22 protein-coding genes are annotated in these 25307 nt (G+C 58.7%); all 22 read left to right on the top strand.

What is annotated here, in order from left to right:
- Window positions 1-26 precede the first annotated feature (26 nt).
- Entirely contained in the window at window positions 27-890 is an 864-nt protein-coding gene (tsf, locus tag ABX75_RS04785; RefSeq protein WP_034096239.1) for a translation elongation factor Ts, read from the top strand.
- Between the two features lie 210 nt (window positions 891-1100).
- Window positions 1101-1844: a UMP kinase gene (gene pyrH / locus ABX75_RS04780; protein ID WP_047881545.1), complete on the top strand. Its 744-nt coding sequence runs from the start codon at window positions 1101-1103 to the stop codon at window positions 1842-1844.
- Complete coding sequence (gene frr / locus ABX75_RS04775) at window positions 1841-2398, top strand: ribosome recycling factor (protein WP_034096240.1); 558 nt, start codon at window positions 1841-1843, stop codon at window positions 2396-2398. Before pyrH ends, frr begins: the two co-directional genes overlap by 4 nt.
- Before the next feature lie 17 nt (window positions 2399-2415).
- Window positions 2416-3171 (top strand): polyprenyl diphosphate synthase, encoded by a 756-nt coding sequence (uppS, locus tag ABX75_RS04770; RefSeq protein WP_047881544.1) that lies wholly within the window; start codon window positions 2416-2418, stop codon window positions 3169-3171.
- Entirely contained in the window at window positions 3172-3981 is an 810-nt protein-coding gene (locus ABX75_RS04765; protein ID WP_034096242.1) for a phosphatidate cytidylyltransferase, read from the top strand.
- Window positions 3978-5168: a 1-deoxy-D-xylulose-5-phosphate reductoisomerase gene (gene ispC, locus ABX75_RS04760; RefSeq protein ID WP_040267481.1), complete on the top strand. Its 1191-nt coding sequence runs from the start codon at window positions 3978-3980 to the stop codon at window positions 5166-5168. Before ABX75_RS04765 ends, ispC begins: the two co-directional genes overlap by 4 nt.
- Window positions 5169-5220: 52 nt before the next feature.
- A complete protein-coding gene (gene rseP / locus ABX75_RS04755; RefSeq protein ID WP_034096244.1) occupies window positions 5221-6573 on the top strand; it encodes a sigma E protease regulator RseP in 1353 nt (450 codons plus the stop codon).
- Between the two features lie 74 nt (window positions 6574-6647).
- Window positions 6648-9035, top strand: coding sequence for an outer membrane protein assembly factor BamA (gene bamA / locus ABX75_RS04750; protein WP_040267484.1), 2388 nt, complete (start codon window positions 6648-6650; stop codon window positions 9033-9035).
- A 45-nt stretch (window positions 9036-9080) separates the two neighbouring features.
- Complete coding sequence (locus ABX75_RS04745) at window positions 9081-9584, top strand: OmpH family outer membrane protein (RefSeq protein WP_003219314.1); 504 nt, start codon at window positions 9081-9083, stop codon at window positions 9582-9584.
- 3 nt (window positions 9585-9587) lie between these two features.
- Window positions 9588-10643: a UDP-3-O-(3-hydroxymyristoyl)glucosamine N-acyltransferase gene (gene lpxD, locus ABX75_RS04740; protein ID WP_034096246.1), complete on the top strand. Its 1056-nt coding sequence runs from the start codon at window positions 9588-9590 to the stop codon at window positions 10641-10643.
- Between the two features lie 111 nt (window positions 10644-10754).
- Window positions 10755-11195: a 3-hydroxyacyl-ACP dehydratase FabZ gene (gene fabZ / locus ABX75_RS04735; protein WP_003172281.1), complete on the top strand. Its 441-nt coding sequence runs from the start codon at window positions 10755-10757 to the stop codon at window positions 11193-11195.
- On the top strand, window positions 11192-11968 hold the full coding sequence (gene lpxA / locus ABX75_RS04730; protein WP_034096247.1) for an acyl-ACP--UDP-N-acetylglucosamine O-acyltransferase: 777 nt from the start codon (window positions 11192-11194) through the stop codon (window positions 11966-11968). The genes fabZ and lpxA overlap by 4 nt, the downstream gene beginning before the upstream one ends.
- 2 nt (window positions 11969-11970) lie before the next feature.
- Window positions 11971-13110 carry a lipid-A-disaccharide synthase gene (gene lpxB / locus ABX75_RS04725; protein ID WP_040267486.1) on the top strand — a complete coding sequence of 380 codons (1140 nt, stop codon included), beginning with the start codon at window positions 11971-11973 and terminating at the stop codon, window positions 13108-13110.
- Window positions 13107-13739: a ribonuclease HII gene (rnhB, locus tag ABX75_RS04720; RefSeq protein ID WP_034096249.1), complete on the top strand. Its 633-nt coding sequence runs from the start codon at window positions 13107-13109 to the stop codon at window positions 13737-13739. The genes lpxB and rnhB overlap by 4 nt, the downstream gene beginning before the upstream one ends.
- Before the next feature lie 76 nt (window positions 13740-13815).
- Window positions 13816-17337: a DNA polymerase III subunit alpha gene (dnaE, locus tag ABX75_RS04715; protein WP_034096250.1), complete on the top strand. Its 3522-nt coding sequence runs from the start codon at window positions 13816-13818 to the stop codon at window positions 17335-17337.
- A 140-nt stretch (window positions 17338-17477) separates the two neighbouring features.
- The gene (locus ABX75_RS04710) at window positions 17478-18425 is read left to right on the top strand and encodes an acetyl-CoA carboxylase carboxyltransferase subunit alpha (RefSeq protein WP_016976871.1); all 948 of its coding nucleotides are present in this window, start codon (window positions 17478-17480) and stop codon (window positions 18423-18425) included.
- Window positions 18426-18587: 162 nt separating this feature from the next.
- A complete protein-coding gene (tilS, locus tag ABX75_RS04705) occupies window positions 18588-19898 on the top strand; it encodes a tRNA lysidine(34) synthetase TilS (RefSeq protein WP_047881543.1) in 1311 nt (436 codons plus the stop codon).
- Between the two features lie 273 nt (window positions 19899-20171).
- Entirely contained in the window at window positions 20172-21803 is a 1632-nt protein-coding gene (locus ABX75_RS04700; RefSeq protein WP_034096253.1) for a CTP synthase, read from the top strand.
- Between the two features lie 4 nt (window positions 21804-21807).
- Complete coding sequence (gene kdsA, locus ABX75_RS04695) at window positions 21808-22653, top strand: 3-deoxy-8-phosphooctulonate synthase (protein ID WP_034096254.1); 846 nt, start codon at window positions 21808-21810, stop codon at window positions 22651-22653.
- A 157-nt stretch (window positions 22654-22810) separates the two neighbouring features.
- Window positions 22811-24100, top strand: coding sequence for a phosphopyruvate hydratase (eno, locus tag ABX75_RS04690; RefSeq protein WP_034096255.1), 1290 nt, complete (start codon window positions 22811-22813; stop codon window positions 24098-24100).
- 171 nt (window positions 24101-24271) lie between these two features.
- Window positions 24272-24550, top strand: a complete 279-nt coding sequence (gene ftsB / locus ABX75_RS04685) for a cell division protein FtsB (protein WP_034096256.1) — start codon at window positions 24272-24274, stop codon at window positions 24548-24550.
- On the top strand, window positions 24547-25254 hold the full coding sequence (gene ispD, locus ABX75_RS04680) for a 2-C-methyl-D-erythritol 4-phosphate cytidylyltransferase (RefSeq protein WP_047881542.1): 708 nt from the start codon (window positions 24547-24549) through the stop codon (window positions 25252-25254). The genes ftsB and ispD overlap by 4 nt, the downstream gene beginning before the upstream one ends.
- Window positions 25255-25307 lie beyond the last annotated feature (53 nt).

Genomic DNA, 25307 nt, shown 5'->3' with positions numbered 1-25307 from the left:
GAAAACCTATCCAAGAGGATTTTGAAATGGCAGAGATTACTGCAGCGTTGGTTAAAGAACTGCGCGAGCGTACCGGCGAAGGCATGATGGATTGCAAAAAAGCCTTGACCAAGGCTGGCGGCGACATCGAAAAAGCCATTGATGACATGCGTGCTTCCGGCGCCATCAAGGCTGCCAAGAAAGCAGGCAACGTTGCCGCTGAAGGCGCCATCGCTCTGAAAGAAGACGGCAAATCCGCCGTTCTGCTGGAAGTGAACTCCCAGACCGACTTCCTGGCTCTGCAGGACGACTTCAAAGCATTCGTTGCCGATAGCGTTGAAAAAGCGTTCGCTGACAAGCTGACCACTGTCGAGCCTCTGATCGAAGCTCAAGAAGCTGCCCGTCTGGTACTGGTCGGCAAGGTTGGCGAAAACGTCAACATCCGTCGCCTGGTCCGCGTTGAGGGTGATGTAGTGGGTGGTTACCTGCACGGCAACAAGATCGGTGTTGCGGTTGTCCTGAAGGGCGGCAACGTTGAGCTGGCCAAAGACATCGCGATGCACGTCGCAGCCAGCAACCCTGAGTTCCTGCTGCCTTCGGAAGTATCCGCCGAAGCCATCGAGCGTGAAAAAGCTGTGTTCCTGCAGCTGAACGAAGAAAAAATCAAAGGCAAGCCAGAAAACATTGTTGAGAATATGGTTAAAGGCCGTATCAGCAAGTTCCTGGCCGAAGCGAGCCTCGTTGAGCAGGCGTTCGTCAAGAACCCTGAAATCAAGGTTGGCGAGCTGGCTAAAAAAGCCGGCGCTGAAATCGTTTCCTTCACTTACTTCAAAGTAGGCGAAGGCATCGAGAAGCCGGTCGACAACTTCGCTGAAGAAGTTGCTGCCCAGCTGGCTGCCGCCAAGCAATAAGACAGTTTTAACTGTCGCCCGAAAGAGGCTGCCCGCTCACGCGCGCAGCCTCTTTTCAAATGGGAAGGCCAATTTTATTTGGTTTCCTTTCGGAACTGGCTTACAAAGCCGTGTTCCGATGGCGCTGTGATAGCGTCCAGCTAGAGTGAACGCAAGCCGTAAACGGCTCGCCAAGAATTTTTGAAAAATACGCCGCAGGAGAGATTCGCAATGGCTCAGCAGGGCAGTGGTTATCAGGCTCGCTATAAACGCATTCTACTCAAGCTCAGCGGCGAGGCCCTGATGGGCTCGGAAGAGTTTGGGATTGATCCCAAGGTGCTCGACCGCATGGCGCTGGAAGTTGGCCAACTGGTCGGCATTGGCGTGCAAGTGGGCCTGGTGATTGGCGGTGGCAATCTTTTCCGTGGCGCGGCACTTAGTGCTGCCGGTATGGATCGGGTCACCGGTGACCACATGGGGATGCTGGCCACTGTGATGAACGCTCTGGCCATGCGCGACGCTCTGGAGCGCGCCAACATCTCAGCCATCGTGATGTCGGCGATCTCCATGGTGGGCGTGACCGATCACTATGATCGTCGTAAAGCCATGCGCCACCTGAACTCCAAAGAAGTGGTGATCTTCGCCGCCGGAACAGGTAACCCATTCTTTACCACGGATTCGGCGGCTTGCCTGCGTGCTATCGAAATCGATGCAGACGTGGTGCTCAAGGCCACCAAAGTGGATGGTGTGTACACCGCAGATCCATTCAAAGACCCGCATGCCGAGAAGTTCGATCATCTGACCTACGATGAAGTGCTGGATCGCAAGCTGGGTGTGATGGACCTGACGGCTATTTGCCTGTGCCGCGACCACAAGATGCCGCTGCGCGTATTTAACATGAACAAGCCCGGCGCCCTGCTGAATATCGTACATGGCGGTGCGGAAGGGGCTCTGATCGAGGAAGGCCAACAATGATCAATGAAATCAAGAAAGACGCCCAAGCGCGTATGCAGAAATCCCTGGAGTCTCTGAGCCACGCATTCGGCCAGATTCGTACCGGCAAGGCTCACCCGAGCATCCTGGGCAGTGTGATGGTGCCGTATTACGGCGCAGATACGCCGCTGAGCAGCGTAGCCAACGTCACCGTCAAAGATTCGCGGACCCTGCAGGTCGTGGCCTTCGAGCGCAACATGCTTGCGGCCGTCGACAAGGCGATCCAGAGTGCCGGTTTGAATCTCAACCCGACCAACCTGGGCGAGTTGTTGCTGATCTCCATGCCTGCCTTGACCGAAGAAACCCGTAAGGGCTTCACCAAGCAGGCGCGCAGCGCGGCAGAAGACGCGCGCGTTGCTGTGCGTAACATTCGTCGTGATGCCTTGGGCGAACTGAAGAAGTTGGTCAAGGACAAGGAAATCAGCGAAGACGAAGAGCGTCGTGCCGTCGCCGATATCGACAAGCTGACCAAGGAAGCCGAGGCGAAGATCACTCAGGCAACCGAAGAAAAAGAAAAGGACCTGATGGCCGTATAAAGGGTCAGGACGCCTTCATGGAAAAGACCAAGCAGACTGTGCCCTCCGTGGTGCCGCGCCATGTCGCGATCATCATGGATGGGAATAATCGCTGGGCGAAGAAACGCTTTATGCCGGGTGTTGCCGGGCATAAAGCGGGTGTCGATGCGGTGCGGGCGGTGATTGAGGTGTGTGCCGAGGCCAAGGTGGAGGTGCTCACGTTGTTCGCGTTCTCCAGTGAGAACTGGCAGCGCCCCGCCGAAGAAGTCAGCGCGTTGATGGATCTGTTCTTCAAGGCCCTTCGTCGAGAGGCCAAGCGTCTCAACGACAACAAAATCAGCCTGCGCATTATTGGTGATCGCTCGCGGTTCCACCCGGAGCTGCAAGCGGCCATGCGCGAAGCTGAGGCCATCACCGCCGGAGCCGACCGTTTTGTGTTGCAGATTGCAGCTAACTACGGCGGCCAATGGGACATCGCCCAGGCTGCGCAGCGGTTGGCTCGCGAAGTCCAGGCCGGTCATCTGCGACCGGACGACATCACGCCCGAATTGCTGCAAACCTGCCTGGTCACCGGCGACCTGCCGTTGCCGGACTTGTGCATCCGCACCGGTGGCGAGCACCGCATCAGTAATTTCCTGTTGTGGCAGCTGGCTTACACCGAGTTGTACTTCTCCGACCTGTTCTGGCCGGACTTCAAACACGATGCCATGCGCACTGCACTGGCCGATTTCGCTTCTCGTCAGCGTCGCTTCGGTAAAACGAGCGAGCAGATCGAAGCTGGAGCCCGGGTTTAAATGCTAAAACAACGAATCATCACTGCTCTGATCCTGTTACCGATCGCCTTGTGTGGGTTTTTCCTGCTCGATGGTTCCGGTTTTGCGCTGTTTATTGGCCTGGTCGTGACCTTGGGTGCCTGGGAATGGGCGCGTCTGGCCGGTTTCACCGCTCAGTTGCCCCGCGTGGCCTACGCCGCGGTCGTGGCGCTGCTGTTGTTCCTGATGCATACCCTGTCGAGCATCGTGGTGCCATGGGTGTTGGGCGCTGCGGTACTGTGGTGGGCGCTGGCGACCTTTCTGGTGCTGACTTATCCGCGCACCAGCAGCCAGTGGTCCAGTGTCGCCAGCAAGCTGGTGATTGGCCTGTTGATTCTGTTGCCAGCCTGGCAGGGGTTGGTGGAAATCAAGAACTCGCCAATGGGTAACTGGCTGATCATGGCGGTGATGGTGTTGGTCTGGGGGGCTGATATTGGTGCCTACTTCTCGGGTCGAGCCTTTGGCAAGCGTAAGCTGGCCCCGGCCGTCAGTCCTGGCAAGAGCTGGGAAGGTGTGTACGGCGGCCTGGCATTGACCCTGGCCATCGCGCTGGTGGTCGGCGTGGTGCGTGGTTGGTCGGGAAAGGAAATTGTCCTAGCCTTGCTGGGCACCGCAATCGTGGTCTTCATCTCGGTGGTCGGAGACCTTACTGAAAGCATGTTCAAGCGCCAAGCCGGTATCAAGGACAGCAGTAATCTGCTGCCAGGGCATGGCGGCGTGCTTGATCGTATTGACAGTCTTACCGCCGCCATCCCGATCTTTGCCGTGTTGCTGTGGATGACCGCTTCGTGAGCCGCTTGCAGCAGGTCACCGTGCTGGGGGCGACCGGCTCGGTGGGATTGAGCACCTTGGATGTCATCGCGCGCCACCCGGATCGTTACCAGGTCTTCGCGCTTACAGGTTTTACGCGCCTCAGCGAGTTGCTGACGTTATGCGTACGCCATGCACCGCGCTATGCCGTGGTGCCTGAGCCCATCGCGGCGCGTGGTTTGCAGGCTGATCTGCGCGCGGCCGGGCTCGCCACTCAAGTGTTGGTGGGGGAGGAGGGGCTGTGCCAGGTTTCGGCGGATGCCGAGGTCGACACAGTGGTTGCGGCTATCGTCGGTGCGGCGGGCCTGCGACCGACTCTTGCGGCAGTGGATGCGGGCAAGAAAATCCTGCTGGCCAATAAAGAAGCGCTGGTAATGTCCGGTGCGCTTTTTATGCAGGCCGTGCGCAAAAGCGGTGCGGTGCTGCTGCCGCTCGACAGTGAGCACAACGCTATTTTCCAGTGTATGCCGGGTGATTTTGCGCGAGGTTTGAGTCAGGTCGGCGTGCGGCGGATTCTACTCACTGCCTCGGGCGGTCCGTTCCGGCAAACACCGCTGGTCGAATTGGAGCATGTGTCTCCCGACCAAGCCTGCGCCCATCCTAACTGGTCGATGGGGCGTAAGATTTCCGTAGATTCGGCCAGCATGATGAACAAAGGCCTGGAGCTGATCGAGGCATGCTGGCTGTTCGATGCGCGCCCTGATCAGGTCGAGGTGGTGATTCATCCGCAAAGTGTGATTCATTCTCTCGTCGATTATGTGGACGGTTCGGTATTGGCCCAATTGGGCAATCCCGATATGCGCACGCCGATTGCCAATGCCTTGGCGTGGCCGGAACGCATCGATTCCGGTGTGGCCCCACTGGACCTGTTTGCAGTGGCTCGCCTGGATTTCGAAGCGCCGGACGAGCAGCGCTTTCCTTGTCTGCGCCTGGCGCGGCAAGCGGCCGAGGCAGGTAACAGTGCGCCGGCGATGCTCAATGCGGCCAACGAAGTGGCCGTAGCAGCGTTTCTCGAACGGCGCATCCGCTTCCCGCAGATCGCGAGTATCATCGAGGACGTGCTGAGTCTGGAGCCTGTCGTGGCGGTCGGCGATCTGGGTGCGGTGTTCGAGGCGGATACCAAGGCTCGCGTCCTTGCGCAACACTGGCTGAGCCGCAACGCGAAATAGTCTGTCGGCGCGTTGAGCCTTCTGGCACTGGATTGGAATGCGGAGAAATTAGATGAGTGCGCTTTATATGATTGTCGGCACCCTGGTTGCTCTGGGTGTGCTGGTTACCTTCCACGAATTCGGCCACTTCTGGGTGGCGCGTCGTTGCGGCGTCAAGGTACTGCGCTTTTCCGTCGGTTTTGGCATGCCGCTGGTGCGCTGGCATGATCGCCATGGCACTGAGTTCGTGGTCGCAGCCATTCCGTTGGGTGGCTACGTCAAGATGCTCGATGAGCGTGAAGGCGAAGTGCCGGCCGACCAGTTGGACCAATCCTTCAATCGCAAAACCGTTCGTCAGCGTATCGCCATTGTGGCGGCCGGTCCGATCGCCAACTTCCTGTTGGCCATGCTGTTTTTCTGGGTGTTGGCCATGCTGGGTAGCCAACAGATCCGTCCGGTGATCGGTGCGGTCGAGCCGGATAGCATTGCAGCTAAAGCGGGTTTGGTCGCCGGGCAGGAAATTGTTTCCATTGATGGCGAACCCACAACAGGCTGGGGCGCGGTCAATCTCCAACTGGTGCGTCGCCTGGGTGAAAGCGGCACCGTCAGCGTCATCGTGCGTGAGCAGGATTCAACTGCCGAAACCGCCCGTTCACTGGCATTGGATCACTGGCTAAAAGGGGCTGATGAGCCCGATCCGATCAAATCCCTGGGGATTCGCCCATGGCGGCCGGTGTTGCCGCCAGTGCTCGCGGAGCTGGACCCTAAAGGCCCGGCCCAGGCCGCAGGTCTGAAAACCGGCGACCGCCTATTGGCGCTCGATGGACAGGCGCTTAATGACTGGCAGCAGGTGGTCGATCTGGTGCGTGTTCGCCCTGATACCAAAATTGTGCTGAAAGTTGAGCGCGATAATGCTCAAATCGACGTCCCTGTAACGTTGGCGGCACGCGGGGAAGCCAAGGCGGCCGGCGGTTATCTGGGTGCTGGGGTCAAGAGTCCCGAGTGGCCGCCTTCGATGATGAGGGAGGTCAGCTACGGGCCGTTGGCGGCAATCGGCGAGGGTGCCAAACGCACTTGGACCATGAGTGTGCTGACGCTCGAATCCCTCAAGAAAATGTTGTTCGGCGAGCTCTCGGTAAAAAACTTGAGTGGGCCGATAACCATTGCTAAAGTGGCGGGCGCTTCTGCCCAGTCGGGTGTCGCGGATTTCCTGAATTTCCTGGCTTATCTGAGTATCAGCCTGGGTGTTCTGAATTTGCTGCCCATTCCAGTATTGGATGGGGGGCATCTGCTGTTTTATCTGGTCGAGTGGGTGCGTGGTCGCCCCTTGTCGGATCGTGTGCAGGGTTGGGGGATACAGATTGGTATCAGTTTGGTGGTTGGGGTGATGTTGTTAGCCCTGGTCAACGATCTGGGTCGTCTGTAACGCTTCGCTGAATTGCGAATCTGCCGCATTTTGCGGCAGTTTGTTTATTGCCAGTTGGAATAAGAAAGGACTTCATGAAACGTCTGCTGCTAACTGCGGTTCTCACCGTATTGATGATCGCCGAAGTTCACGCCGAGTCCTTCACCATCTCCGATATTCGCGTCAACGGCCTCCAGCGGGTTTCCGCGGGTAGCGTCTTTGGTGCCTTGCCGTTGAACGTCGGGGAACAGGCTGATGATCGTCGCCTGGTGGAATCCACTCGTGCGCTGTTCAAAACCGGGTTCTTTCAAGACATCCAACTGGGTCGAGAAGGCAACGTCCTGGTCATCAACGTCGTTGAGCGACCTTCCGTCGCCAGTATCGAGATCGAGGGCAATAAAGCGATCTCCACTGAAGACCTGATGAAGGGCCTTAAGCAATCTGGCTTGGCCGAAGGCGAAATCTTCCAGCGTGCCACCCTCGAAGGTGTACGTAACGAGCTACAACGCCAGTACGTAGCCCAGGGCCGCTACTCGGCGACCGTGGAAACGGAAGTGATTCCGCAGCCGCGTAACCGTGTAGGCCTCAAGGTCAACATCAACGAAGGCACCGTGGCGGCCATTCAGCACATCAACGTGGTGGGCAACACCAAGTTTGCTGATGAAGACCTGGTTGACCTGTTCGAACTCAAGACCACCAACTGGTTGTCGTTCTTCAAGAACGATGACAAGTACGCTCGCGAAAAGCTCTCCGGTGACCTGGAGCGTCTGCGCTCCTACTATCTGGACCGCGGCTATATCAACATGGATATCGCTTCGACCCAGGTGTCCATCACGCCGGACAAGAAACACGTCTATATCACTGTCAACGTCAACGAAGGCGAGAAGTACAAGGTTCGTGACGTGAAACTCAGTGGTGACTTGAAAGTGCCTGAAGACCAGGTCAAGTCCCTGTTGTTGGTGCAGAAAGACCAAGTGTTCTCGCGCAAGCTGATGACCACCACTTCCGAACTGATCACGCGTCGTCTCGGTAACGAAGGCTATACCTTCGCCAACGTCAATGGCGTTCCGACACCTCATGACGAAGATCACACCGTCGACATCACCTTCGTGGTGGATCCAGGCAAGCGTGCTTACGTCAACCGCATCAACTTCCGCGGCAACACCAAGTCTGCCGACGAAGTGCTGCGTCGTGAAATGCGGCAGATGGAAGGTGGCTGGGCGTCGACTTACCTCATCGACCAATCCAAGACCCGTCTTGAGCGTCTGGGCTTCTTCAAGGAAGTAAACGTCGAAACACCAGCCGTGCCAGGTGTGGATGACCAGGTTGACGTGAACTACGCCGTTGAAGAGCAAGCATCGGGATCGATCACCGCTAGCGTCGGTTTCGCGCAGAGTGCCGGTCTGATTCTTGGTGGCTCGATCACCCAGAACAACTTCCTCGGTACCGGTAACAAGGTTTCCATCGGCCTGACCCGTAGCGAATACCAGAGCCGCTATAACTTCGGTTATGTCGACCCCTACTGGACCGCCGACGGTGTGAGCCTGGGCTACAACGCCTTCTACCGCACCACCGACTACAAAGATCTCGACGTAGACGTAGCTAGCTATGCGATCGACAGCCTGGGTGCTGGCGTGAACATCGGCTATCCGATCAGCGAAACCTCGCGCCTGACCTTCGGCCTGACTGCGCAGCAGGATGAGATCAAGACCGGTATCTATACCGTGGACGAGATTTTCGATTTCACCCGCCGTGAAGGCGACAAGTTTCTGAACTTCAAGGCGTCCGCCGGCTGGTCCGAGTCGACCCTGAACAAAGGCGTGCTGGCTACCCGTGGCCATTCCCAGAGCCTGACGGCGGAAGTCACCACGCCGGGCAGCGACCTGTCGTTCTTCAAACTCGACTACCGCGGTCAGTTGTTCCAGCCGTTGAGCGACAACTACACTATGCGCCTGCACACCGAGCTGGGCTATGGCGATGGTTACGGTTCGACCAATGGCTTGCCGTTCTATGAAAACTACTATGCAGGTGGTTTCAACTCGGTACGTGGCTTCAAGGACAGCACTCTCGGCCCTCGCGGTACCCCGAGCCGCGGTGTTGATAAAACCGGTAACATCGGCACTCAACCTGACAGTGACAATGATCCGCTGCCTTTCGGTGGTAACGTGTTGATCCAGGGTGGTGCTGAAATTCTGTTCCCACTGCCGTTCGTGAAAGATCAGCGTTCCCTGCGTACATCCGTATTCTGGGACGTGGGTAACGTGTTCGATTCCAAGTGCGAGCAGATCAAAAACCCAAGCGGTTTGAAGTCCAACACCCAGTGCAACGACGTGAGCCTCAGCAACATGGCGAGCTCCGTGGGTGTGGGTGTGACGTGGGTGACTGCGCTGGGCCCATTGAGCTTTGCGCTGGCCATGCCAATCAAGAAACCGGATAACGCTGAAACCCAGATTTTCCAATTCTCCCTCGGCCAGACGTTCTAATCGTCTGACCTAAGATAACGACAACGGATTCTGTAGGAGTGCATCGTGCGTAAGTTGACTCAATTGGTTCTGCTGGCAACCGTGCTGGTAGCCACCCCGGCCTTCGCCGAAATGAAAATCGCCGTTCTGAACTATCAGATGGCGCTGCTGGAATCCGATGCGGCCAAAAAATACGCCGTGGATGCCGAGAAGAAATTCGGTCCGCAACTGACCAAGCTCAAGACCCTGGAAAGCAGCGCGAAGGGTATCCAGGATCGTCTGGTGGCCGGTGGCGACAAGATGCAGCAAGGCGAGCGCGAGCGTCTGGAGTTGGAATTCAAGCAAAAAGCCCGTGACTACCAGTTCCAGTCCAAGGAGCTGAACGAAGCCAAAGCTGTCGCCGACCGCGAAATGCTCAAGCAGCTCAAGCCTAAGCTCGACAGCGCCGTGGAAGAAGTCATCAAGAAGGGTGCCTTTGACCTGGTGTTCGAGCGTGGCGCTGTGATCGACGTTAAACCTCAGTACGACATCACCCGTCAGGTGATCGAGCGCATGAATCAGCTGAAGTAAGCCATGACCGCGACTATCAAACTCGGCGAGTTGGCCGAGTTCCTGGGGGCCACCTTGCGTGGCTCCCCGGAGAAGGAAATCACTGGGCTAGCCACCTTACAGGAGGCTGGCCCAGCTCAGTTGAGCTTCCTCGCAAACCCTCAGTACCGTAAATACCTTGTCGACAGTCGTGCCGCAGCCGTGTTGCTCAAAGCTGCCGACGCTGAAGGGTTCGCGGGGGAGGCGTTGGTGGTAGCCGACCCGTACCTGGCGTATGCCAAGGTGTCGCACCTGTTCGATCCAAAACCCAAGGCGGCAGGCGGTATTCATCCTTCAGCTGTGATTGCCGATGACGCTCAGGTTGACCCAGCGGCCAGCATTGGTGCCTTTGCGGTGATCGAGAGTGGTGCGCGCATCGCCGCAGGCGTCACGGTCGGGGCTCATTGCTTTATCGGTGCGCGATGCGAGATCGGCGCCGATGGCTGGCTCGCGCCGCGGGTGACCCTGTACCACGATGTGCGGATCGGCCAGCGTGTGGTCATCCAGTCGGGTGCCGTGATCGGTGGCGAAGGCTTCGGCTTTGCCAACGCCAAAGGCGTCTGGAACAAAATTGCCCAGGTCGGTGGCGTTCTGATCGGCGACGATGTGGAAATTGGCGTGAACACGGCGGTGGATCGTGGGGCCTTGGCCGATACCGTGATCGGTAATGGCGTGAAGCTCGACAATCAGATCCAGATCGCCCACAACGTGCAGATTGGCGATCACACCGCTATGGCCGCATGCGTGGGGATTTCCGGCAGTACCCGAATTGGCAAGCATTGCATGCTCGCCGGGGGGGTCGGGCTGGTTGGGCATATCGATATCTGCGACAACGTCTTCATCACCGGTATGACCATGGTGACCCATTCGATTACCGAGCCGGGCGCCTATTCCTCCGGTACCGCCATGCAGCCGGCGGCCGAATGGCGCAAGAGTGCGGCGCGTTTGCGGCAGCTTGATGATATGGCTCGACGTCTCAAACAGCTGGAAAAGCGTGTTGGAGAAGTGACCCCTGGCAGTAATGCTTCATCAGAAGGCTGATACCATTTTCATATCAAGTGTGTACAGCCGCTAGGCTGCCTCCTTGATTTGCTAGCGGGGCGTGCTTTTAGTCCGCCCGCCCCCAATCTTTATTACAGGCTTCCCCCCGAAATGATGGACATCAACGAGATTCGCGAATACCTGCCTCACCGTTACCCGTTCCTGCTGGTGGATCGCGTAGTGGACCTCAATGTTGAGGAAAAGCGCATTCGCGCCTACAAGAATGTCAGCATCAACGAACCGTTCTTCAATGGTCACTTTCCCGCACACCCCATCATGCCGGGCGTGTTGATCATCGAAGCGATGGCCCAGGCTGCCGGTATCCTTGGTTTCAAAATGCTCGACCTCAAGCCCGCCGATGGCACGCTTTACTATTTTGTGGGCTCGGACAAGCTGCGTTTCCGCAACCCGGTCACTCCAGGTGACCAGTTGATCCTGGAAGCTAAGTTCATCAGCTGCAAGCGCCAAATCTGGAAATTCGAGTGCCAGGCCTCGGTGGATGGCAAGCCGGTGTGCTCCGCCGAGATCATCTGCGCGGAACGCAAACTATGAGTTTGATTGACCCTCGCGCAATCATCGATCCGTCGGCCGTACTGGCCGCCGACGTTGAGGTCGGCCCCTGGTCGATCATCGGCGCAGGTGTGGAAATCGGCGAGGGGACTGTCATCGGGCCGCATGTGATCCTCAAAGGTCCGACCCGCATTGGCAAACACAATCGCATCTACCAGTTCTCCTCGGTGGGCGAAGACACGCCGGACATGAAGTACAAGGGTGAAGAAACGCGCTTGGTCATCGGTGATCACAATATCATCCGAGAAGGCGTGACCATTCATCGCGGTACCGTGCAGGATCGCGCCGAAACCACCCTGGGTGATCACAACCTGGTTATGGCGTACGCCCATATCGGTCATGACAGCGTCATCGGCAACCACTGCATCCTGGTCAACAACACCGCGTTGGCTGGGCATGTTCATGTTGATGACTGGGCGATTCTGTCCGGTTTTACCCTGGTGCATCAGTATTGCCATATCGGCGCCCATAGCTTCTCGGGCATGGGGACCGCCATCGGTAAGGACGTTCCGGCGTATGTCACGGTATTCGGCAACCCGGCCGAAGCGCGTAGCATGAACTTCGAAGGCATGCGCCGTCGCGGGTTCAGCGATGATGCCATCCATGCTCTGCGCCGCGCCTATAAGGTGGTTTATCGCCAGGGGCTGACCGTAGAGCAGGCATTGACCCAACTGACCGAACCGGCTGCGTTGTTCCCGGAAGTTGCGGTGTTCCGTGACTCGATCCAGGCGTCGACGCGCGGCATCACCCGCTGACCATGGCCAATCTGCGTATAGCGCTGGTGGCCGGAGAAGCTTCCGGCGATATTTTGGGCGCAGGTCTTATGCGAGCCCTCAAGGCTCAGCATCCGGCGGTGGAGTTTATCGGTGTTGGCGGCCCGCTGATGCAGGCTGAAGGCCTGGCGTCCTACTTTCCCATGGAGCGCTTGTCGGTCATGGGGCTGGTGGAAGTATTGGGTCGTCTGCGCGAGTTGCTGGCGCGGCGCAAACTGCTGATCCAGACCTTGATCGAAGAAAAGCCTGACGTCTTTATCGGCATCGACGCACCGGATTTCACCCTCAATATCGAACTCAAGCTGCGTCAGGCCGGGATCAAGACCGTGCATTATGTCAGCCCGTCCGTGTGGGCCTGGCGGCAGAAGCGCGTGCTGAAGATTCGCGAGGGTTGCGACCTGATGCTGACCCTGTTGCCGTTCGAGGCCAAATTCTATGAAGAGAAGGGCGTGCCGGTGCGGTTTGTCGGGCACACCCTTGCCGACGCCATTCCCCTGCACGCCGACCGAGCCGCGGCCCGCGCCGAGTTGGGCTTGCCCGACGGCCCGCTGGTGGCGCTGATGCCGGGCAGCCGAGGCGGTGAAGTCGGACGTCTGGCCAGCGTCTTCTTCGATGCGGCCGAGCGCCTGATGGTCCTGAAGCCCGGCGTGCGGTTTGTATTGCCTTGTGCCAGCCCGCAACGTCGTGCGCAGATCGAAGCGCTGCTGCCAGGCCGCGACCTGCCGTTGACCTTGCTGGATGGCCAGTCCCATCTGGCTTTGGCGGCCTGCGATGCGGTCATGATCGCTTCGGGTACTGCCACGCTGGAGGCCTTGCTGTACAAGCGCCCTATGGTCGTGGCCTATCGTTTGGCGCCGCTGACCTTCTGGATTCTCAAGCGCATGGTCAAGAGCCCTTACATCTCCCTGCCCAACCTGTTGGCCCAACGCCTGTTGGTGCCGGAGTTGTTGCAGGACGATGCTACGCCGGACGCCCTGGCGCAAACCCTACTACCCTTGATCGACGGCGGCGAAGAACAGACCCGTGGGTTCGACGCCATTCACCGCACGTTGCGCCGTGATGCCTCGAATCAGGCGGCCGACGCCGTGCTTAACTTGATCGGCAAACAACAGGAAGCTTTATGAGTACGCAAATGGGCCTGGATTTCAGCCTGGTTGCCCAAGCCCATGAGCTGGTGGCCGGCGTCGATGAAGTAGGACGTGGCCCACTGTGCGGTGCGGTGGTCACGGCGGCGGTCATTCTGGATCCGAATCGACCGATCCTGGGACTGAACGATTCGAAAAAACTCACCGAAGCGCGCCGTGAAAAGCTGTATGACGAAATCTGTGAAAAAGCCTTGAGTTGGCATATCGCCCGGGCCGAAGTCGAAGAAATCGACACGCTCAATATTCTCCACGCCACAATGCTGGCGATGCAGCGTGCGGTCGAAGGCCTGCACATCACGCCGAAGATGGCGATGATCGACGGCAACCGTTGCCCGAAACTGAGCATGCCTTCGGAAGCGGTGGTCAAGGGTGATAGCAAGGTGCCGGCGATTGCCGCGGCCTCGATTCTGGCCAAAGTCAGTCGTGATCGGGAAATGGCTGCATTTGAACTCATCTACCCAGGTTATGGCATCGGCGGGCATAAAGGCTACCCGACGCCCGTTCATCTGGAAGCTCTCGCACGCCTCGGCCCGACGCCGATTCATCGCCGCTCCTTCGCCCCGGTGCGCCAGGCCTACGAGCTGCGCGAGAGCTTCAGCGAGGTTTAGTCGCGAGGCTGATGTTTTTGCCAAGGCCCGGTACAATCCGGGCCTTGTTGTCTCCATGTATTAGAACAGGATCACTATGCCGGCTTCATTCGTTCACCTGCGCCTGCACACTGAATACTCCCTGGTCGACGGCCTGGTACGGATCAAACCCCTGGTCAAAACCCTGGTGGGCATGAACATGCCTGCGGTGGCGGTGACTGATCAGAACAACATGTGTTCCCTGGTCAAGTTCTATAAAAATGCCATGGCCGCCGGCATCAAGCCGATCTGCGGCGCCGACCTGTGGCTGTCCAACAAAGACCCCGACAACCCCTTGAGCCGCATCAGCCTGTTGGCGATGAATGGCGTCGGCTATCGCAACCTCACCGAACTGATTTCCCGCGGTTTTATCGACGGTCAGCGCAATGGCTCGATCATCATCGAGCGCGAGTGGGTGGCCGAAGCCAGCGAAGGGCTGATCATGCTGTCCGCCGCTAAAGAGGGCGAGATCGGTATCGCGCTGCTGGGCGGCAATCCCCAGGAAGCCGAAGTGCTGGCCCGCGAGTGGATGCAGGTTTTTCCCGACCGTTTCTATTTGGAAGTGCAGCGCACCAATCGGCCCAACGATGAAGAGCACCTGCACGCCGCCGTAGCATTGGCCGACAAACTCGGTGCGCCGCTGGTGGCGACCAATGATGTGCGCTTTATCAAGAAGGAAGATTTCGAGGCCCACGAAACCCGAGTGTGCATCGGCGAAGGCCGAGCCCTGGATGACCCGCGCCGTTCGAAGAATTACAGCGAAGAGCAGTACCTTAAAAGCGCCGAAGAAATGGCCGAGCTGTTCAGCGACCTGCCTGAGGCCCTGGAAAACTCTGTCGAGATCGCCAAGCGCTGCAATATCGAAGTGAAGCTGGGCAAGCACTTCCTGCCTAACTTCCCGATTCCAGATGGCATGACCATCGATGAATATTTCCGCAAGGTCTCGTTCGATGGCCTTGAGGAGCGGCTGGCGGTCCTGCTGCCCAAGGAAACCACCGAAGACTATGAAGCCAAGCGCCAGGTCTATGTCGACCGGTTGAATTTCGAGCTGGATATCATTATCCAGATGGGGTTCCCCGGTTACTTCCTGATCGTGATGGACTTTATTCAGTGGGCCAAGAACAACGGCGTGCCGGTGGGCCCGGGCCGGGGGTCAGGTGCTGGCTCGCTGGTGGCCTATGTGCAGAAGATCACCGACCTTGACCCGCTGGAATACGACCTGCTGTTCGAGCGATTCCTGAACCCGGAGCGGGTTTCCATGCCCGACTTCGACGTCGACTTCTGCATGGACGGTCGCGACCGCGTGATCGAATACGTGGCCGAAAAATATGGCCGCAACGCCGTGAGCCAGATCATTACCTTCGGTTCCATGGCGGCCAAGGCGGTGATCCGCGACGTGGCGCGGGTGCAGGGCAAGTCCTACGGCCTGGCTGATCGTCTGTCGAAGATGATCCCGTTCGAAGTCGGCATGACCCTGGAGAAGGCTTACGAGCAGGAAGAGATCCTGCGCGATTTCATCAAAGTCGACGAAGAAGCCGCCGAAATCTGGGAGATGGCCCGCAAACTTGAGGGCGTAGTGCGTAACGTCGGTAAGCACGCCGGTGGCGTGGTGATCGCGCCTACCAAACTCACCGATTTTTCGCCGATCTATTGCGACGAAGAAGGCGACGGCCTGGTAACCCAGTTCGACAAGGATGACGTGGAGGCGGCCGGCCTGGTGAAGTTCGACTTCCTCGGCCTGCGTACCCTGACCATCATCGACTGGGCCCTCAAAACCATCAACCGCGACCGCGCCAAGGTGGGCGAGGAACCGCTGGATATCGCCTTTATTCCGCTGGACGACAAGCCGACCTACACCCTGCTGCAAAAAGCCGAAACCACGGCGGTGTTCCAGCTTGAATCCCGCGGTATGAAAGAGCTGATCAAAAAGCTCAAGCCCGACTGCCTGGAAGACTTGATCGCACTGGTGGCCCTGTTCCGTCCGGGCCCGCTGCAATCAGGCATGGTGGATGACTTCATCAACCGTAAGCACGGGCGTGCCGAGCTGGCGTACCCGCATTCCGATTACCAATATGAAGGCCTAAAGCCAGTATTGGCGCCGACCTACGGCATCATCCTGTATCAGGAACAGGTGATGCAGATTGCTCAGGTGATGGCGGGCTATACCCTGGGCGGCGCCGACATGCTGCGTCGTGCGATGGGTAAGAAGAAGCCTGAGGAAATGGCCAAGCAGCGTGGTGGTTTCATTGAGGGTTGCGCCACTAACAATATCGACGCCGATCTGGCGGGTAACATCTTCGACCTGGTGGAGAAATTCGCCGGTTACGGCTTCAACAAGTCCCACTCTGCCGCCTATGGCTTGGTGTCGTACCAGACCGCCTGGTTGAAAGCGCACTATCCTGCGCCATTCATGGCAGCGGTGCTGTCGGCGGATATGCACAACACCGACAAGGTCGTGACCTTGATCGAGGAAGTGCGCACCATGAAGCTGCGCCTCGACGCGCCGGACGTGAACGCCTCGGAGTTCAAGTTCACGGTCAACGACGAAGGCCGCATTATCTATGGCCTGGGTGCGATCAAGGGCGTGGGCGAGGGCCCGGTGGAAGCCATCACCGAAGCGCGTCAGGACGGGCCTTTCAAAGATCTGTTCGACTTCTGCGCGCGGGTCGATCTCAAACGTATCAACAAGCGAACCCTGGATGGCTTGATCCGCAGTGGCGCACTCGACCGTCTCGGCCCTTATTTCCATGATGAGCCCAAGGCTTATCAGGCCAATATCGACCGCAACCGCGCGGTGCTGCTGGCCGCTATGGAAGAAGCGATCAAGGCCGCCGAACAGACCGCCCGCACCCACGACAGTGGGCATGCCGACCTGTTCGGCGGTTTGTTCGTCGAAGAAGACGCGGACGTGTACGCCAATCACCGCAAGGCCAAGGAGTTAACCCTCAAGGAGCGGCTCAAGGGCGAAAAAGACACCTTGGGCCTCTATCTCACCGGCCACCCGATCGACGAGTACGAAGGGGAAATCCGCCGTTTCGCCCGTCAGCGCATCATCGACCTGAAACCGGCGCGGGATACCCAGACCGTGGCCGGCATGATCATTGCGCTGCGGGTGATGAAAAATAAAAAGGGCGACAAGATGGGGTTCATCACCCTTGACGACCGTTCGGGCCGGATCGAAGCCTCATTGTTCGCCGATGCGTTCCACTCTGCTCAGTCGCTTTTGCAGACCGACGCCATGGTGGTGGTGGAAGGGGAGGTCAGCAACGACGACTTCTCCGGCGGCCTGCGCCTGCGGATCAAGCGTGTAATGAGCATGGAAGATGCCCGCACCAACCTGGCCGAAAGCCTGCGCCTGAAAGTTAAAACCGAGGCGCTCAAGGGCGATCAGCTACGCTGGTTGGGTGAGTTGCTCAAGCGGCATCGGGGCGCGTGCCCGGTGACCATGGAGTACACCGGTAACGATGCCAAGGCCATGCTCCAGTTTGGCGAGACCTGGCGAATTGATCCCGCCGACGGCTTGATTCAAGCTTTGCGTGACCAGTTCGGGCGAGACAACGTCTTCCTCCAATACCGTTGATGGCTGGCCCGGTAGTGGCATTCAGCGTGATCGACAAAACATTTAATCTCGACCTAAACGCGCCTCTCCCTTAAGGTAGGGCGCGAATAGACAACCGGCTGGCCAGGCACTCCCTGGCCGTCGACCCAAGACGGACGCTTATGAACCCGAATTTTCTTGATTTCGAACAGCCGATCGCTGACCTGCAAGCCAAGATCGAAGAGCTGCGCCTGGTCGGCAATGACAATTCGCTGAATATCGGCGATGAGATCGCCCGCCTGCAAGACAAGAGCAGCACGCTCACCGAAGACATCTTCGGCAAACTGACCAGCTGGCAGATCGCGCGCCTGGCCCGCCACCCGCGCCGGCCTTACACCCTGGATTACATCCAGCACATTTTTACCGAGTTCGACGAACTGCACGGTGATCGTCACTTCTCCGACGACGCGGCTATCGTGGGCGGTATTGCGCGTCTGGACGACCAGCCAGTGATGGTGATCGGTCACCAGAAAGGCCGTGAAGTTCGCGAGAAGGTGCGCCGCAACTTCGGTATGCCGCGTCCGGAAGGCTACCGCAAGGCGTGCCGTCTGATGGAAATGGCCGAGCGTTTCAAGATGCCGATCCTGACCTTTATCGATACCCCGGGCGCTTACCCAGGCATCGACGCCGAAGAGCGCAACCAGAGCGAAGCGATCGCCTGGAACCTGCGCGTGATGGCTCGTCTGAAAACGCCGATCATCGCCACCGTGATTGGTGAGGGTGGTTCCGGCGGTGCATTGGCGATTGGCGTCTGCGACCAGTTGAACATGCTGCAATATTCGACCTACGCGGTGATCTCGCCGGAAGGTTGCGCCTCGATCCTGTGGAAAACCGCCGAAAAAGCGCCGGACGCCGCCGAAGCCATGGGCATCACCGCCGATCGCCTCAAAGGGCTGGGTATCGTCGACAAAGTGATCGCCGAGCCACTGGGCGGCGCCCATCGGGACCCGGCTGCCGCTGCCGCGACCATCCGCGCAGAGTTGGGCTCGCAGCTGGCGATGCTCAAGAAGCTGGATAACGAAGCGCTGTTGGCTCGTCGTTATGAGCGCCTGATGAGCTACGGTCTCTAAAGTCGCAGCAGTACTAATGTGGGAGGGGGCTTGCCCCCGATAGCGGTGGATCAGTCAGCAAATACAGGGACTGACACTCAGCAATCGGGGCGCAATCCCTCTCCCACATTTGCTTTGTGTATGCTTGGTCAACGTATTCCAGATTTGCGGCGGTAGCGTTTGATGAAACCAACTTTGCCCGCCAAACTCCTGCAAGCCCTGGCCCCCTGGCGCGAAGCCCCGGCTTGGCATATCGCTTTCTCTGGCGGTCTCGATTCCACTGTGCTGCTGCATCTCCTGGCCACCGCCAAACCCCTTGTGCCTCTAAACGCCGTCCATATCCACCATGGCTTGCAAGCCGCTGCCGACGCTTGGCCAAGCCATTGCCAGTCGGTGTGCGACTACCTGGGAGTCCCCTTGCGTGTCATGCGCGTGCAAGTGCGGTCCGGTGCCAGTCTCGAGCGTGGGGCGCGAGATGCGCGTTATCAGGCGTTTGCGCAAGTTATCGGAGCAGGGGAGGTGATGCTCACCGCCCAGCATCGCGAAGACCAGGCCGAAACCCTGCTGTTTCGTCTGTTGCGCGGCGCAGGCGTACGGGGGTTGGCAGCCATGCCCGTGCACCGTCCGTTGGCGGGCGGGCACTTGGTCCGCCCGTTGTTGGGCGTCTCTCGGGCAGAGCTGGAAGCCTATGCCGTGGAGCATCAGCTTCAATGGATCGCAGACCCTTCCAACGCAGACACTCGCTTCTCCCGCAATTACCTGCGCCACCGCGTATTCCCGATACTGACCGAGCGCTGGCCGCAAGCCGTCCCCGGGCTGGCCCGCAGTGCCGAGCACTTGAGTGAAGCCCAGGGCCTGCTCGATGAGTTGGCCAGGATGGATCTGCAAGCCGCCGAACAACCTTCAGCGTTTCCCTGGTTGGGCTTGCCATCCCTGGCGCTTGCTCCGCTGCGAGAGCTTTCCGATGCCCGTCAGCGCAATGCTTTGCGCCATTGGCTGAATCCGCTGACACGCCTGCCCGACAGCGATCACTGGGTCGGCTGGCAATCCTTACGTGATGCCAAGCACGACGCACAACCGTTATGGTCTCTGGCTGCTGGGCAAATACACCGTTGCGGTGAGCGCATCTGGTGGTTGCCTTCCTCCTGGTCGGAATTTTCCGATGTGCCGGTGAGCTGGTCTGATGCGCAACGCCCGCTACAGTTACCCGATAATGGTGAGCTGAGATTTTGCGGCAAGGCGCCCGCAGGTCCGTTGGAGGTCCGTTACCGCCAGGGCGGTGAAATCGTCGATGTGCCAGGCCGCGGTCGACGGGATCTGAAGCGCTTGCTCAACGAAAGCGGTTTGCCGGGCTTCGTCCGTGGCAGATTGCCGCTGTTGTATCGAGGGGAGTTTTTAGTGGCCGTGCCCAACCTTGCGGGATTGTGGGCGCCACCCAGTCAGGACTGGCAATTGCATTGGATACCACAGACCTGCGATCAAGGTTTGAGCTGATAGAGCCTTTCCGGTAGACTACGCTCCCTTCTTGATACAACTTCTGTGGATTCGCCTGAATCGCAGCAGTTGCCGATTACCAAGCAGTCTTTGCTGGGCGATTCCAAAAAATGTGTAGCGATCAACGTACCGGTGTTTCATTGCTGGTCTGTCACAACGCGGCGGTTTTTTTGAAAGGTGCACTGTGATTAATGCAGGTGATCGGGGGCTTCGGCCTCTCTTCGCTTTCCCCGGCGGCTCGGACCGCTTTAACGCAGACTTCTAGGGTTTTTCATGACGCGCTACATATTCGTCACGGGCGGTGTTGTTTCTTCATTGGGGAAAGGCATTGCCTCCGCTTCATTGGCGGCCATCCTGGAGGCGCGGGGGCTTAAAGTCACCATGCTCAAGCTGGACCCGTACATCAACGTCGACCCGGGCACCATGAGCCCGTTCCAGCACGGTGAAGTGTTCGTCACCCACGACGGCGCCGAGACTGACCTGGACCTGGGCCACTACGAGCGGTTCATCCGCACGACCATGACCCAGAACAACAACTTCACCACCGGCCGTGTCTACGAACACGTGCTGCGCAAAGAGCGCCGTGGTGACTACCTGGGTGCGACCATCCAGGTTATTCCGCACATCACTGACGAAATCAAGCGCCGCATCATCAAGGGTGCGGGCGATGCTGACGTGGCGATGGTCGAGATCGGTGGCACCGTGGGTGACATCGAATCCCAACCGTTCCTCGAAGCCATCCGCCAGTTGCGTTTCGAAGTCGGCGCCAAGCGCGCGATGCTGATGCACCTGACTTTGGTGCCATACATCGCCACCGCCGGCGAAACCAAAACCAAGCCTACCCAGCACTCGGTCAAGGAACTGCGTTCCATCGGCCTGCAGCCGGACGTGCTGGTCTGCCGTTCCGATCATCCGATCGACATTTCCTCGCGTCGCAAGATCGCGCAGTTCACCAACGTTGAAGAACGTGCGGTAATTGCCCTGGAAGACGCCGACACCATCTACAAGATCCCGGGCATCCTGCATTCGCAAGGTCTGGATGATTTTGTGGTCGAACGTTTCGGCCTGCAGTGTGGCGGCGCGGACTTGTCCGAGTGGGATGCAGTGGTCGACGCCAAGCTCAACCCTGAGCACGAAGTCACCATCGCCATGGTCGGCAAGTACATGGAGCTGCTGGACGCGTACAAGTCGCTGATCGAAGCGATGAGTCACGCCGGTATCAGCAACCGCACCAAGGTCAACCTGCGCTACATCGATTCCGAAGACATCGAGAACCAAGGCACTGCGCTGCTCGAAGGCGTGGATGCGATCCTCGTACCTGGCGGCTTCGGCTTGCGCGGCGTGGAAGGCAAGATCACGGCCGTTCAGTACGCCCGTGAGAACAAGGTTCCGTACCTGGGGATCTGCCTGGGCATGCAAGTGGCCGTCATCGAATTCGCCCGGAACGTGTTGGGCTGGAAAGACGCCAACTCCACCGAGTTCGACAGCAAGAGCGGTCACCCGGTCGTGGGCCTGATCACCGAGTGGGAAGACGCCACCGGTGCGGTCGAAGTACGTACCGAGGCCTCCGACCTGGGCGGCACCATGCGCCTGGGCGCGCAGGATTGCCTGCTGGAGCCGGGCTCGCTGGTTCACGACTGCTACGGCAAGGACGTGATCGTCGAGCGTCACCGTCACCGCTACGAAGTGAACAACAACCTGCTGCCGCAGATCAAAGAGGCCGGCCTGAAAATCTCCGGTCGCTCGGGCGATGGCGCGTTGGTTGAAGTGGTCGAGGCGCCGGATCATCCGTGGTTCGTGGCTTGCCAGTTCCACCCCGAGTTCACCTCGACACCGCGCGACGGTCACCCACTGTTCAGCGGTTTCGTCAAAGCTGCACTGACGCAACATCAGAAGAAGGCGTAAACCGATGGCCCAGAAGATCATTCGCGTAGGCGATATCGAGATTGCCAACGACAAGCCCATGGTGCTGTTCGGCGGCATGAACGTACTGGAAAGTCGCGACATGGCGATGCAGGTCTGTGAAGAATATGTGCGGGTCACCCAGAAGCTGGGCATCCCTTATGTATTCAAGGCCAGCTTCGACAAGGCCAACCGTTCGTCTGTGACGTCCTATCGCGGCCCAGGCCTTGAAGAAGGCATGCGGATCTTCCAGGACATCAAGCAAGCCTTCGGCGTGCCGGTCATCACTGACGTCCACGAGCCTGCGCAGGCGGCCGTGGTCGCCGAAGTGTGTGACATCATTCAGTTGCCGGCCTTTCTGTCGCGCCAGACCGACCTCGTGGTCGCCATGGCCAAGACCGGTGCAGTGATCAATATCAAGAAAGCCCAGTTCCTTGCGCCTCAGGAAATGAAACACATCCTGAGCAAGTGCGTGGAAGCGGGTAACGACCAGTTGATCCTCTGCGAGCGCGGTTCCAGCTTCGGCTACAACAACCTCGTGGTGGACATGCTCGGTTTCGGCATCATGAAACAGTTCGAATACCCGGTGTTCTTCGACGTGACCCACGCGCTGCAAATGCCCGGTGGTCGCTCGGACTCCGCAGGCGGGCGTCGCGCCCAGGTCACCGACCTGGCCAAGGCCGGCATGAGCCAATCCCTGGCCGGCCTGTTCCTGGAAGCCCACCCGGACCCGGATAACGCCAAGTGCGACGGCCCTTGTGCCCTGCGCCTGGATAAACTTGAACCGTTCCTGGCCCAGCTCAAGCAGTTGGACGAACTGGTCAAGAGTTTTCCGACGGTAGAGACCGCGTAAGCCGGGTTTCTCCGGTAGAGTATCCCACGCTAAACGCTCAGGCCTGCGGGCCTGAGTCTTGTCGCCTGCAAGCCTGCCCCGTTGTTCCACCCTTGCGGTCGGTCAAAAGTTTTCCTTCAGCTGCGTCGTTTTCGTCAACTTTGGAGTGTTTACAACAATGGCAAAAATCGTCGACATCAAAGGTCGTGAAGTTCTCGACTCCCGTGGCAACCCCACCGTCGAAGCCGACGTGCTTCTCGATAACGGCATCATCGGCAGCGCTTGTGCGCCGTCCGGTGCTTCCACCGGTTCGCGCGAAGCGCTGGAACTGCGTGATGGCGACAAGAGCCGTTACCTGGGTAAGGGTGTCCTCAAGGCTGTCGCCAACATCAATGGTCCGATCCGTGACCTGCTGCTGGGTAAAGACCCGCTGGATCAGAAAGCCCTGGACCACGCGATGATCAAGCTCGACGGCACTGACAACAAAGGCAGCCTGGGCGCCAACGCCATCCTCGCCGTATCCCTGGCCGCCGCCAAGGCCGCTGCCCAGGACCAGGACCTGCCGTTGTACGCGCACATCGCCAACCTGAACGGCACCCCAGGCGTCTACTCGATGCCCGTACCGATGATGAACATCATCAACGGTGGCGAGCATGCCGATAACAACGTCGACATCCAGGAATTCATGGTGCAGCCGGTTGGCGCCAAGACCTTCTCCGAAGGCCTGCGCATGGGCACCGAGATTTTCCATCACCTCAAAGCCGTACTCAAAGCCCGTGGCTTGAGCACTGCGGTCGGCGACGAAGGCGGTTTCGCACCGAACCTGGCGTCCAACGAAGATGCGCTGAAAGTTATCTCCGAAGCCGTGGCCAACGCTGGCTACACCCTGGGCACCGACGTGACCCTGGCCCTGGACTGCGCGGCCAGCGAGTTCTACGAAGACGGTAAATACAACCTGTCCGGCGAAGGCCAGGTGTTCAACTCCGAAGGTTTTGCCGAGTACCTGAAGGGCCTGACCCAGCGCTACCCGATCATCTCGATCGAAGACGGCCTGGACGAGTCCGACTGGGATGGCTGGAAGATTCTCACCGACAAGATCGGCGAGAAGATCCAACTGGTGGGCGACGACCTGTTCGTGACCAACACCAAGATCCTGAAAGAAGGCATCGATAAAAAGATCGCCAACTCGATCCTGATCAAGTTCAACCAGATCGGTACCCTGACCGAGACCCTGGAAGCCATCCAGATGGCCAAGGCCGCAGGTTATACCGCTGTGATCTCGCACCGCTCCGGCGAAACCGAAGACTCGACCATTGCCGACCTGGCCGTGGGCACCTCGGCTGGCCAGATCAAGACCGGCTCGCTGTGCCGTTCCGACCGTGTTTCCAAGTACAACCAATTGCTGCGTATCGAAGAGCAACTGGCTGGCAAAGCCAAGTACAACGGTCGCGGTGAGTTTCGCGGCTGAGGGTTAAATGGTAAAAAGTCGGCGGATTGCGTCGGAAAACTCACGACAGGGTGAATTTCGGCGTTAATCTGGTGACTATCTAGCACAAGCCTGGTTCTTCCAGGCTTCGTGCTATCAGTTGCTTCAAAAGTTTTGCATGGCTGTCTTTTTCCACTGGATACCCGATATTCGATGCGCAGTCCCAATTGGTTGTTTCTTGTCTTGCTCTTGCTGCTGGCTGGCCTGCAGTACCGCCTATGGGTAGGTAATGGCAGCTTTGCGCAGGTAAAAGACCTGACCCAACAAATTGCCGATCAGCGTGCCGAGAACGAACGCTTGCTGGAGCGCAACCGCGTGCTCGATGCCGAGGTCCTTGAGTTGAAAAAGGGCACGGAGACCGTCGAAGAGCGGGCTCGCCATGAGTTGGGCATGGTCAAGGAGGGTGAAACCCTCTACCAGTTGGCCCAATGAGTCAGCGTTTGCCGGCCTTCTGGGCCGTGATTCCTGCCGCGGGCGTTGGTGCCCGTATGGCCGCGGACCGTCCCAAGCAATACCTGCAACTGGGCGGACGCACGATTCTCGAACACAGCCTCGGCTGTTTCCTCGACCACCCCTTGCTCAAGGGGCTGGTGGTCAGCCTCGCTTCTGATGATCCTTATTGGCCCGCCCTGGCGTGTGCTGCCGACCCGCGTATCCAACGCGCGGATGGTGGTGCGGAGCGTTCGGGCTCGGTACTCAACGCGCTGCTGCAGCTCAATGCCCTGGGCGCCTGCGATGACGATTGGGTCTTGGTGCATGATGCGGCGCGGCCTAACCTGAGCCGTGATGATCTCGATAAATTGCTGGCTGAGTTGGCGGACGATCCGGTCGGTGGCCTGCTGGCCGTGCCGGCTCGCGATACCCTCAAGCGCATCGACAAGCAGGGGCGGGTGGTGGAAACCGTCGACCGCAGTTTGATCTGGCAAGCCTATACGCCGCAGATGTTCCGCCTCGGGGCCTTGCACCGCGCATTGGCCGACAGCCTGGTGGCCGATGCGCTGATCACTGATGAAGCCTCGGCGATGGAATGGTCCGGGCAGGCGCCGCGCTTGATCGAAGGGCGCTCGGATAATATCAAGGTGACCCGTCCGGAAGATCTGGAGTGGTTACGACTGCGTTGGGCCAATCGTCGATAGTCAGTTGCACCGGGTCGACTTCATCGCAGGCAAGCCACATTCAATCACCTTCT

Origin of the sequence: Pseudomonas sp. ARP3, from assembly GCF_001029595.1 — a bacterium.
GTDB classification, from domain to species: domain Bacteria; phylum Pseudomonadota; class Gammaproteobacteria; order Pseudomonadales; family Pseudomonadaceae; genus Aquipseudomonas; species Aquipseudomonas rhodesiae.
Note: the sequence above shows the minus strand (reverse complement) of the source record. Positions and strands in the feature narration are given on the sequence as shown.